At 56.9% G+C, this 232-nt stretch carries 1 protein-coding gene; it reads right to left on the bottom strand.

What is annotated here, in order from left to right; translation table 11 throughout:
* Window positions 1-232: hypothetical protein (locus tag ACVA58_RS28785; protein WP_446513637.1), on the bottom strand; the 232-nt coding region annotated here is incomplete at both ends.

Here is a 232-nt window from a genome sequence, read left to right as displayed (position 1 = left end):
CACACACACTCCAACCGACTAGCAGAGCGCGCCGCACGGTCAACGCCCCTCCCGGGCAAGCAGGCAGTTGAACGTTGAAAAGAATGCGAGGTTCATGGTCAGGCGTGTATGCAGTCTTGGGAAGTTCAGCGTAGCTTGACGCCCCCATTGGCAGCAATGACAATGATTTGTCGATTTCTGCCAAGATTGCCCTGCCCATGTCACGCGCTTCCACTGCCAAGCGGTCTGATGC

Source organism: Photobacterium sp. DNB22_13_2 (assembly GCF_052873915.1).
This window is presented reverse-complemented; position numbering and strand designations above follow the sequence as displayed.